8 protein-coding genes are annotated in these 10,898 nt (G+C 55.7%); all 8 read left to right on the top strand.

What is annotated here, in order from left to right:
* Positions 1-509: 509 nt before the first annotated feature.
* Positions 510-1,940, top strand: a complete 1,431-nt coding sequence (locus tag E1297_RS07725; protein WP_155136117.1) for a Glu/Leu/Phe/Val dehydrogenase — start codon at positions 510-512, stop codon at positions 1,938-1,940.
* 277 nt (positions 1,941-2,217) lie between these two features.
* Entirely contained in the window at positions 2,218-3,471 is a 1,254-nt protein-coding gene (locus E1297_RS07720; protein WP_155136114.1) for a sarcosine oxidase subunit beta family protein, read from the top strand.
* Between the two features lie 48 nt (positions 3,472-3,519).
* Positions 3,520-3,783 carry a sarcosine oxidase subunit delta gene (locus E1297_RS07715; RefSeq protein WP_155136111.1) on the top strand — a complete coding sequence of 88 codons (264 nt, stop codon included), beginning with the start codon at positions 3,520-3,522 and terminating at the stop codon, positions 3,781-3,783.
* Complete coding sequence (locus E1297_RS07710; RefSeq protein WP_155136108.1) at positions 3,780-6,713, top strand: sarcosine oxidase subunit alpha family protein; 2,934 nt, start codon at positions 3,780-3,782, stop codon at positions 6,711-6,713. The genes E1297_RS07715 and E1297_RS07710 overlap by 4 nt, the downstream gene beginning before the upstream one ends.
* A complete protein-coding gene (locus E1297_RS07705) occupies positions 6,706-7,251 on the top strand; it encodes a sarcosine oxidase subunit gamma family protein (protein ID WP_209015693.1) in 546 nt (181 codons plus the stop codon). Before E1297_RS07710 ends, E1297_RS07705 begins: the two co-directional genes overlap by 8 nt.
* Positions 7,252-7,284: 33 nt before the next feature.
* A complete protein-coding gene (locus E1297_RS07700; protein ID WP_155136102.1) occupies positions 7,285-7,581 on the top strand; it encodes a hypothetical protein in 297 nt (98 codons plus the stop codon).
* An 80-nt stretch (positions 7,582-7,661) separates the two neighbouring features.
* Positions 7,662-9,611: a DNA primase gene (gene dnaG / locus E1297_RS07695; protein ID WP_155136099.1), complete on the top strand. Its 1,950-nt coding sequence runs from the start codon at positions 7,662-7,664 to the stop codon at positions 9,609-9,611.
* Positions 9,612-9,725: 114 nt separating this feature from the next.
* Positions 9,726-10,898, top strand: a 1,173-nt coding sequence (locus E1297_RS07690) for an RNA polymerase sigma factor region1.1 domain-containing protein (protein ID WP_305793814.1), incomplete at its 3' end; no start/stop codon positions are given.

Genomic DNA, 10,898 nt, shown 5'->3' with positions numbered 1-10,898 from the left:
CATGACATCCACGGCAAATCCTGCTGCAACAAAAACGATCATTATGAGGAACAGTGTGAGTATGGTCATCGCGCCGCTTTCCGACGCCATAAATGCCTCCAGCCATTTTGGGCGAGCGCTCTTCAGGCTGGGCTTATTGAATCTAGACTTCCAATCAAAATTTCTCATAACGAGTCCCCTTGGCGGCCACGCACACGGATACGGCACGCTGAAACCAGACCTTCGCAACTTTAATAATTTAGATGTGGAACGTGGCGAGATTTGGGCGGATTCGACACTATGTTGCTATTATTGAATGGAAATTGGCTTTAGTTCGCGCGCTCTCTGCGGGTTTGTTTCGTCGGTAGGGACAATGCGCTTCTATTTGTTAACCACAGCGACTCGCCAGTAAGCGGCGAAACGGGTTGTTTATTTTTTGATGAAAAAAAGTGCAGTTGGCGATTGCAGTGATCCGTTAGGGGTGCGACAAAACGTCAATATGTAAGTCATTTACCTGCACGGAGGATTTTATGACGCCCATCAATGAACCCAGCTTTCGTGAAAGTGTTGATCTGATGTTTAACAGGGCTGCGTCCCTGATGGACCTGCCGCCGGGGCTGGAGGAAAAGATCCGGGTGTGCAACGCCACCTATACCGTGCGATTTGGCGTTCGCCTGCGCGGGCAAATCCACACTTTCACTGGTTATCGATCGGTTCATTCCGAACATATGGAGCCGGTAAAGGGTGGTATTCGCTATGCCACGGCGGTGAATCAGGATGAGGTTGAAGCCCTCGCAGCGCTGATGACGTATAAATGCGCGTTGGTCGAAGCGCCGTTTGGTGGATCGAAAGGTGGATTGTGCATTGATCCGCGTCAGTATGAAGAACATGAACTGGAGCAGATCACCCGTCGTTTCGCCTATGAGCTGGCAAAACGTGACTTGATCAATCCGTCTCAGAACGTGCCTGCTCCTGATATGGGAACGGGTGAGCGTGAAATGGCATGGATCGCTGACCAATACGCTCGGATGAACACCACGGACATCAACTCGCGTGCTTGCGTTACCGGTAAGCCGTTGAATGCTGGCGGTATCGCGGGGCGCGTGGAAGCAACCGGTCGCGGTATTCAATACGCCTTGCGCGAGTTTTTCCGTCACCCCGAAGACGTCAAGAAAGCAAGAATGTCCGGGAAACTGGATGGCAAGCGCGTGATCGTGCAGGGGTTGGGCAACGTGGGCTACCACGCCGCCAAGTTCCTGAGCGAAGAAGACGGCTCTCGCATCGTGGGTATCATCGAATGGGATGGGGCACTCTATAATCCCGACGGGATTGATGTGGAGGCTGTACGCCAGTGGATCGTCAAACATGGCGGTGTAAAAGACTATCCGGATGCGACCCACACCGCCGAGGGTGGCGCAGTTCTGGAGCAGGAATGTGACATCCTGATCCCGGCGGCACTGGAAGGTGTGATCAACTTGTCCAATGCAGAGAACATCAAGGCACCGTTGATCATCGAGGCTGCAAATGGACCAGTGACGGCGGGTGCAGATGAGATCCTTCGCAAGAAAGGCACCGTTATTATCCCCGATATGTACGCCAACGCGGGTGGTGTGACGGTCTCTTACTTTGAATGGGTCAAGAACCTCAGCCATATCCGGTTCGGTCGCATGCAGCGTCGCCAGGAAGAGGCGCGGCATGAACTGATCGTCAGCGAACTGGAACGGCTTGATCGCTACCTCGGCGATGCATGGTCTATGTCTCCGGACTTTAAGGCCAAGTATCTGAAAGGTGCGGATGAGCTTGAACTGGTGCGGTCAGGCCTCGATGACACCATGCGGATCGCCTATCAGTCGATGAGCGAGGTTTGGCACGACCGGGCCGACGTCGATGATTTGCGGACTGCTGCCTATATCGTGGCGATTGACCGCGTGTCGAAAAGCTACCGCGCAAAAGGTCTGTAACTGAAAACGAGCGACAATCGGCTTGGAATTGGTGAGCCGATTGTCGTTTTTCTTGAACTATGCGCAACACCAGGCAGAGAATACTGTCTGATTTGGTTAACTATCAGATTTATATATCTTTCACTCGATGCTGACTTGCAAAGCGTAAGTCGTGATGACCATTTTTTTGGTCGCCGATAGACAAGTTCTTGTCGAAAACAGAGGCGGAACCGTTTCACCGCATTGCTACTGCTTTCGGGAGTTGGTTTGATGCCGACGAACTCGCAGGGAGATCTGAATGCGTTTTTCCGGCTTACGCGTCCTCAAAGAGGGTTTGACTGGTAACAAAGGGTGGACGCCGCATTGGCGCGATCCTGAGCCGAAAGCTGAGTATGACATCGTCATCATCGGCGGCGGCGGCCATGGTCTTAGCACCGCGTATTATCTGGCCAAGGAACATGGCCTGACAAATGTTGCGGTGCTTGAGAAGGGCTACATCGGTGGCGGCAACATTGGTCGAAACACGACGATCGTGCGCGCCAACTACTTCCTTCAGGGAAATTCCGAGTTCTATTCACATTCGTTGAAACTGTGGGAAGGGCTGGAAGAAGATCTGAACTACAACGTCATGCATTCGCAGCGCGGTATCATCAACCTGTTCCATTCCGACGGCCAGCGGGACGCGGCCGCACGTCGTGGAAACATGATGATCAGTCAGGGCGACGACGCAGTATTGCTGGGGCGGGACGAGCTGAAATCAATGCTGCCGTACCTCAATTACGACAATCTGCGCTTTCCGATTTACGGCGGCCTCTATCACGCGCGCGGTGGGACGGCCCGTCACGATGCTGTGGCATGGGGATACGCGCGCGGGGCGGATCAACGCGGTGTTGATCTGATTCAGAACTGCGAGGTTACCGGAATTGACATCGAAAACGGTGTGGTTCGTGGTGTGCAGACCTCTCGCGGTCCGATCCGGGCTAAGAAAGTCGCTATGGTCACGGCCGGGCGTTCGGGGCAAGTGGCCGCGATGGCAGGAATGCGATTGCCTGTCGAAAGCCATGTTTTGCAGGCCTTTGTCACCGAAGGACTGAAGCCCTGCATCGATCACGTCGTCACATTCGGCATGGGGCATTTCTATATCAGCCAGTCGGACAAAGGTGGCCTTGTCTTCGGTGGTGATCTTGATTTCTACGCGTCCTACGCCGCACGCGGTAATCTGCCGACGGTTGAAAGCGTTATGGAGGCCGGTGTCACGCTTATGCCGATGATCTCAAAGGCCAAGGTTCTGCGATCCTGGGGTGGGATCATGGACATGTCGCCTGATGGTTCTCCGATTATCGATACAACGCATATCGAGGGGCTCTATCTGAATTGCGGCTGGAACTACGGTGGTTTCAAGGCCGTACCAGGATCGGGCAACGTGTTCGCGCATCTGATTGCCACCGGGCAGTACCATCAGAATGCAACCGGCTTTCGACTGGATCGGTTCCGGACCGGTCGTGGGATCATAGATGAAGAGGGCAAAGGCTCTCAGCATAACCTGCACTGAGGTTGGGTAGATGCAGTTTCATAACAAAGTACAGCAAGGGGTGCGGTCATGAGGATCACCTGTCCGCATTGCGGGGAACGGGACCGGCGTGAGTTTTACTATCGCGGCGCAGCGGTCGATCTTGAGCGTCCGGCACCTGACGCGGGTGAAGAGGCATGGGATAATTTCGTTTATCTACGTGATAATCCAGCCGGTGTGACGCGCGACGTCTGGTACCACGAAGGCGGCTGCGGGGCATGGATCGTCGTGACCCGGGACACCGTCACACATGAGGTTCTGAAGACTGAGCTGGCATCGGAGGCGAAATCATGAGGATCAATGGTAAGGGTCTGATTGATCGCTCAAAGCCCATTCCTTTCGTCTTTGACGGTATCAGCTATTCCGGGTTTGAGGGCGACACGCTTGCCTCGGCTCTGCTTGCAAATGAGCAGCGACTGATGGGGCGGTCTTTCAAATATCATCGCCCGCGTGGGGTTTTGACGGCGGGCAGCGAAGAACCCAATGCGCTTATGACGGTTGGAAGTGGTCCGACACAGGAGCCTAATGTGCGCGCCACGATGCAGGAGGTCTATCCTGGTCTTGAGGCACGCAGCCAGAACCGCTGGCCCAGCCTGAACTTTGATCTTTTGTCGCTCAACGATCTGGCGGCCCCGTTCTTGGGGGCGGGGTTCTACTACAAGACCTTCATGTGGCCCAAGAGCTTTTGGGAAAAGGTCTATGAACCCGCGATCCGGCGCGCTGCCGGACTGGGTGCGTTGTCTGGGCAGGACAATACGGACAAGTATGAAAGCGCTTATGCCTTCTGTGACTTGCTCGTTATCGGTGCCGGACCCGCAGGGCTGATGGCAGCACTTACCGCCGGGCGCGCTGGCGCTGACGTCATTCTGACCGATGAAAGCAATCGGATGGGCGGGCGTCTGCTGGCTGAAACCTATGAAATCGATGGGAAGCCTGGATATGTCTGGGCCGACGAGGTTTTGGCTGAACTGAAGTCGATGGACAACGTTCGGCTAATGACACGGACGACGGTTGCAGGCGCTTATGATCAGGGCACTTTCGCCGCCCTTGAACGTGTGCTGCATCACACCGAGCGTCGACCGAACGGCGCACCGTTGGAGACCTATTGGCGCATTGTGGCTAAGCGGTCGGTGCTGGCGGCTGGCGCTTTGGAGCGCCCGGTTGCCTTTCGCGATAATGACCGTCCCGGGATCATGACCGCTGGCGCGGTGCGGGCCTATCTGAACCGTTGGGGAGTCAGCGCGGGTCGGAATGTCACTATCTTTGGTAATACGGATGACATTCACCGCACTGCGCGTGATTTGTTGGATGCCGGTGTTCATGTTGCGGCCGTGATCGACAGCCGTCATGACGCTCCGCTGTCGAAGCACTATCAGGTTCTGCGCGGTGCTCAGGTTTGTGGTAGTTCGGGCCGAAAAGGGCTTGAATCCATTACGGTAAGGCGTCCCAGCGGTGAGGAGCGTATTCACACAGACTGTCTTGCCATGACCGGAGGCTGGAACCCGTCGGTGCACCTGACCTGCCACATGAATGGACGACCCACGTGGCGGCGCGATATCGAAGCGTTTGTGCCGACACCTGGATCAGTACCCGGAATGTCAATTGCAGGGGCCTGCAACGGTTCGTTCTCGACTTCGGCCTGTTTGCGCGAGGGAATTGCTGCGGCGGGTGAAGCGTTGGAAGGGCTTGGTCTGACAGCACCGGATATGGCATTGCCTGCAGCAGAAGATGCGTCTTACGAGATCACGCAGCTTTGGGCGGTTCCGGGCAAAGGGCGCGCGTGGCTGGATTTCCAGAACGATGTGACAGTCAAAGACGTCAAACAGGCGGCAACCGAGAACTTCCGTTCGGTAGAGCATATGAAGCGCTACACCACACAAGGTATGGCGACGGATCAGGGTAAGAACTCGAACGTTGCAGCGCTGGCTATTTTGGCGGATGCGACGGGGCGGGGCATTCCAGAAACCGGAACCACCACATTCCGCCCGCCATATTCGCCGATTGCTATCGGGGCCTATGGCGCTGGTGCAGAAGGCGAGGGCTTCAAGCCTCAGCGTTTTACAACTTCGCACAAAGCCTCCGTCGCTCGAAATGCTCCGATGATCGAGGCAGGATTGTGGTATCGACCGAGCTACTTCCCCAAAACGGGCGAAACCACTTGGCGGGAATCCTGTGATCGTGAGGTCAAACAGGTGCGTGATGCGGTCGGTGTATGCGATGTCTCGACGCTGGGTAAGATCGATATTCAGGGCCCGGATGCGGGAAAGTTTCTGGATTTCGTCTATACCAACATGTTCTCGACGCTGAAGGTCGGGCGTGTGCGCTATGGCCTGATGCTGCGCGAAGACGGCTATGTGATGGATGACGGCACGACTGCGCGTTTGGGTGAAAATCACTACCTGATGACAACGACAACCGCTGCGGCGGGTGAGGTGATGAAACATCTCGAGTTTGTGCATCAGGGTTTATGCCCAGATATGGATGTGTCTTTCACGTCGGTTACAGAGCAGTGGGCACAATTCGCTGTTGCCGGACCGAAATCACGCGAATTGCTGAATGGCATTTTGGATCAAATACTTGACGATGAAAGCTGGCCTTTCATGGCTTGTGGGCAAGTCGAAGTGCTAGGTGTCAAAGGGCGTTTGTTCCGCATCTCATTCTCGGGTGAACATGCCTATGAAATAGCGGTTCCTGCCCGCTACGGTGCCAGCCTGTTCGATATTCTGATTGAACGGGCCGAGGCGCTGGGTGGTGGTCTGTACGGTATGGAAGCCCTGAACGTTCTGCGGATCGAAAAAGGTTTCATCACCCACGCGGAAATCCATGGTCGCACCACTGCCTATGACATCGGCATGGGCCGCATGGTTTCGCAGAAGAAAGACTGTATCGGTAAAACCATGTCAGAGCGACCGGGTCTGGAAGAGGCGGGGCGCGAACGACTGGTCGGCCTCAAGCCAATCGGAGAAAGCAGGCAACTGCTGGCCGGGGCACATCTTTACCGAGAAGAAGCCGAACCCGTGCGGACCAGCGATCAGGGATACATAACATCCGTTTGTTACTCTCCGACGCTGGAAACCATGATCGGGCTGGCGTTTCTGGCGGATGGGCCAGACCGCGAAGGCGAGGTTGTGAAAATGGTGGATCACCTGCGTGGCGTAACCACGCTTTGCGAGGTTGTAAATCCGGTGTTCTTTGACCACGAAGGAGGGCGCGTTCGTGGATAAGCTGATTGCCAAGACAGCCTGTGCCAGTCTTTTGCCTCTGACCGTTGGATCGGTTTCTGTCAGCGAGGAGGATGTAGGTGCCATCACTTCAGTTTCGCCATTGAAGGGACAGAAGAAGGCCCTGTCCGATGCGATGAAGGCTGCGCATGGGATGGCATACCCCGCCGCCAATCGTGCGACAGGAAAGTCTGGCGCACGCGCGGTCTGGTTCGGGCATTCTCATGCGATGCTGATAGGGCCAGAGCCGGATGCATCGCTTGAGAAACATGCCGCTGTGGTGGATCAGTCTGATGCCTGGGCGGTTGTCCGGCTGGAAGGTGATCGGGCTGAGCAGGTATTAGCGCGATTGGTGCCTGTTGATCTCAGGTCTGGGCATTTCAAACGCGGTCATACGGTGCGCAGCCTGTTGTTTCACATGACGGCATCGATCACGCGTGTCGGTGAAAATGCGTTTCAGATCATGGTGTTTCGCTCGATGGCTGAGACATTGGTTCACGATTTGAAAAGGGCGATGGAAGGCGTGGCCACGCGAGGGTAAGCTACGGCAAAGAAACGATTCCGGGAGAACCCCATGTTGCGTATTGCCGTTGCCGCTGCATTGCTGGCTACACCTCTGGCTGCTGCCGAGACCAAGGAACAAAGCTGTCAGTATCAGGCAGATGTTGTTGCTGCTGTCCAAAAGGCACGACTCGACAAGGTCAAGGAACGCGATGTGGCCGAGGCGGTCGCGGCAACTGGTCCTACATGGCCCGAGAACTACAACGCGGCAATTCCGTTGATTACACCTTGGGTCTATGAGCAAAAGATGCGCGATGTGCGCAAAAAGGACCTTGGTGCTGCCTGGCTGGAGCTGTGTTTACAGCAATAATCCACAGGTTTGCGAATTCGCTGTGGACAAACGCTCGTCAATCCCTTGGCGAGCGTTTCTGTTTCTGTCAGGTTTGATACATGTCACTGCCCCCTGGATTTCTGGATGAACTACGTACCCGACTGAGCCTGTCTCAGGTTGTGGGACGCAAAGTCACGTGGGATGCCCGCAAGTCCAATCAGGGCAAGGGGGATATGTGGGCACCTTGTCCTTTCCACCATGAAAAGACCGCTTCATTCCACGTCGATGACCAAAAAGGGTTCTACTATTGCTTTGGTTGTCACGCCAAAGGCGACGCGATCAGCTTTGTTAAAGAGACGGAAAACGTTTCGTTCATCGAAGCGGTTGAAATCCTCGCCCGAGAGGCTGGTATGCCTATGCCTGCGCGCGATCCAAAAGCGCAGGAAAAGCAGGATCGCCGCAGTCAGCTCGCCGATGTGATGGAGCAGGCGGCGCAGTTCTTCCGCTTGCAGCTCAAAACAGCGGCAGGGGCAGAGGCGCGGGATTATCTCTCGCGCCGGGGTTTGGATGAAAAGGCGCTGGATCGCTGGGAGATCGGATTTGCTCCTGACGGTTGGCAGGGGCTTTGGGATCACCTGCGTGGCAAGAGCATCGAAGAAGATCTGATCCTTGGTGCCGGACTGGCTAAGCCTTCGAATAAAGGCAAAAAGCCCTACGATACGTTCCGCAACCGGATCATGTACCCGATCCGGGATCCGCGCGGGCGGTGCATTGCGTTTGGCGGGCGAGCGATGGACCCCAACGACAATGCCAAGTACCTGAACTCACCCGAGACTGAATTGTTCGATAAAGGCCGCAGCCTTTATAATCACGGGCCTGCGCGACAGTCTGCCGGCAAGGGTCAGCCATTGATTGTTGCCGAAGGCTATATGGATGTGATTGCGCTGGCCGAGGCCGGGTTTGGCGCGTCTGTTGCGCCGCTTGGAACTGCGATTACCGAACATCAGCTGCAACTGCTTTGGCGCATCTCAGACGAACCGATCATCGCGCTGGATGGTGATACGGCGGGTTTGCGCGCGGCGATGCGGGCAGTCGATCTGGCGTTGCCGTTGCTGGAAGCGGGAAAATCGCTGCGCTTTGCGCTGATGCCCGAGGGCAAAGATCCTGACGATCTGCTGCGAGCGGAGGGGGCAGGGGCCGTTCAGACTGTTCTGGAAGGTGCGATTCCTATGGTCAAGCTGCTGTGGCAACGAGAGACCGAGGGAAAGGTCTTTGACAGTCCTGAACGCAAGGCCGCTCTCGACAAGTCCCTTAGGGAAAAGATCAAACTGATCCGCGATCCTTCTATCCGCAATCACTACGGACAAGAGATAAAAGACCTTCGCTGGCAGCTGTTTCGGCCACAGCGCCAATCGCAAAACCGAAACTGGCAACCGCGCGGAAATTGGAAGTCCCAACCTCAACCTGCGTCGCCAGGGGCAAGGACCTCATTCTTGGCCTCATCCGAGAATGCGGACATTCAACTGCGTGAAGCAGCCATTCTGGCCATCGCAATCCTGAACCCAAAGGTAGTTGTTCAGTTTGAACATCAGCTGGAAGAAATGGAATGCCATGACCCTGATCATGCTGCGTTGCGCGAGGCCATATTGCGGCATGCGATTGACGATCCGGACAACCTGCAAGACCACATTATTGCAGCAATGGGCCCGCATGCCCTTGAAAACTTGTTGAGCCTTCGCCATGTGGCAGTAATCCCCTGTGTGTTCAAACCAGGCGACGTTGAAAAGGCCGAGATGACGCTGGCCGAGGAACTCGCAAAGATCAAAGCGCTCCGGGGGTTGGATGCCGAGATTGCCGAAGCTGCGGAAGAACTGTCCGATCTGGCTGATGAGGCGCTGACGTACCGGTTGGCTCAGGCCGCCGAAGAACGTAACCGCACAAGCCGTAGCCAGAACGAAGACAGGGCCGTTTTCGACGTCGCTGATAATGGCGCACGAATCAACCGAGACGAGAAAGACGCGTTTGCGGCGATCATGTCCGGCATCAATTTCGAGCGGAAACGCCGCTAAAGTGGTGTTTTCGTAAGGCACTGGAAAAGAAAAACGGGTAAACGGGTGGTCGAATCACTTCTTCGCGCTAATGATTCGGTTCAAACGAATCACCCATCCCTGCAGGAGCACTGAATGGCCGCCAAGGACACGACCGAGGATCGCAAATCCGAAGAGCAGGAACAGGAAATCTCGCTGGACATGAGCCAGGCCCAGGTCAAAAAGATGATCGCCGAGGCCCGCGAGAAAGGTTACATCACCTACGACCAGCTCAATCAGGTTCTGCCGCCTGATCAGGTGAGTTCGGAACAGATCGAAGACGTTATGTCGATGCTGTCCGAAATGGGCATCAACATCATCGAAGATGAAGAGGCCGAGGAGGAAGAGAACAAAGGCTCGACCGAACTCGTCACGACCGAAAGCAATCGCGAGGTCGCGCTGGCCGGTGCTGCCACTGAAAAGCTTGATCGCACCGATGACCCTGTGCGCATGTATCTGCGCGAAATGGGCTCGGTCGAACTGCTGAGCCGTGAAGGCGAGATTGCCATCGCCAAGCGGATCGAGGCCGGTCGGAACACCATGATCGCCGGTCTGTGCGAAAGCCCGCTTACCTTCCAGGCGATCACCATCTGGCACGACGAATTGCTGTCCGAAGATATTCTTCTGCGTGATGTCATCGATCTGGAGGCCACATTTGGCAACCAGATGGACGAAGACGGCGATGTTGAAGAACCCGTTGTGGATACCTCGGCAGTGCAGGCGGCAAAGCCAGCCAAGGATACGGGTCCTGAGTTGGATGCCGATGGCAACCCGCTGAACAACGATGACGACGACGATGATGACGAACAGGCCAACATGTCGTTGGCCGCAATGGAAGCCGCACTGAAAGATCAGGTTCTGACCACTTTGGAACGGATCTCGACCGACTTCTCGATGTTGTCTGAGATGCAGGACAGCCGGATTTCGGCCACACTGAATGAAGACAATTCGTTCAGCGAGAAAGACGAAGCGACTTACCAGAAGCTGCGCGCCGAGATCGTAGAACTGGTGAACGGCCTACATCTGCATAACAACCGTATCGAAGCGCTGATTGACCAGCTTTATGGCATCAACCGCCGGATCATGTCGCTGGACAGCTCGATGGTGAAATTGGCCGACCAGGCCCGCATCAACCGTCGTGAATTCATCGACGCCTATCGCGGGCGCGAACTGGACCCGAACTGGTTGGCCGACATGGCTGAAAAGCCGGGCCGGGGCTGGCAGATGTTCATCGAACGCTCGACCGCCAAAGTTGAAGAGCTGCGCAAC

This window comes from Roseibium sp. RKSG952, from assembly GCF_009711355.1.
The sequence above is the reverse complement of the archived record's forward strand: the minus strand, read 5'-3'. Positions and strand labels throughout refer to the sequence as shown.

What these genes read in the sequence shown, in the direction of transcription:
- E1297_RS07710 (WP_155136108.1), top strand. Translation starts at nt 3,780, where the DNA reads ATGAGGATCAATGGTAAGGGTCTGATTGATCGCTCAAAGCCCATTCCT.
- dnaG (WP_155136099.1), top strand. Translation starts at nt 7,662, where the DNA reads ATGTCACTGCCCCCTGGATTTCTGGATGAACTACGTACCCGACTGAGC.
- E1297_RS07720 (WP_155136114.1), top strand. Translation starts at nt 2,218, where the DNA reads ATGCGTTTTTCCGGCTTACGCGTCCTCAAAGAGGGTTTGACTGGTAAC.
- E1297_RS07715 (WP_155136111.1), top strand. Translation starts at nt 3,520, where the DNA reads ATGAGGATCACCTGTCCGCATTGCGGGGAACGGGACCGGCGTGAGTTT.
- E1297_RS07700 (WP_155136102.1), top strand. Translation starts at nt 7,285, where the DNA reads ATGTTGCGTATTGCCGTTGCCGCTGCATTGCTGGCTACACCTCTGGCT.
- E1297_RS07725 (WP_155136117.1), top strand. Translation starts at nt 510, where the DNA reads ATGACGCCCATCAATGAACCCAGCTTTCGTGAAAGTGTTGATCTGATG.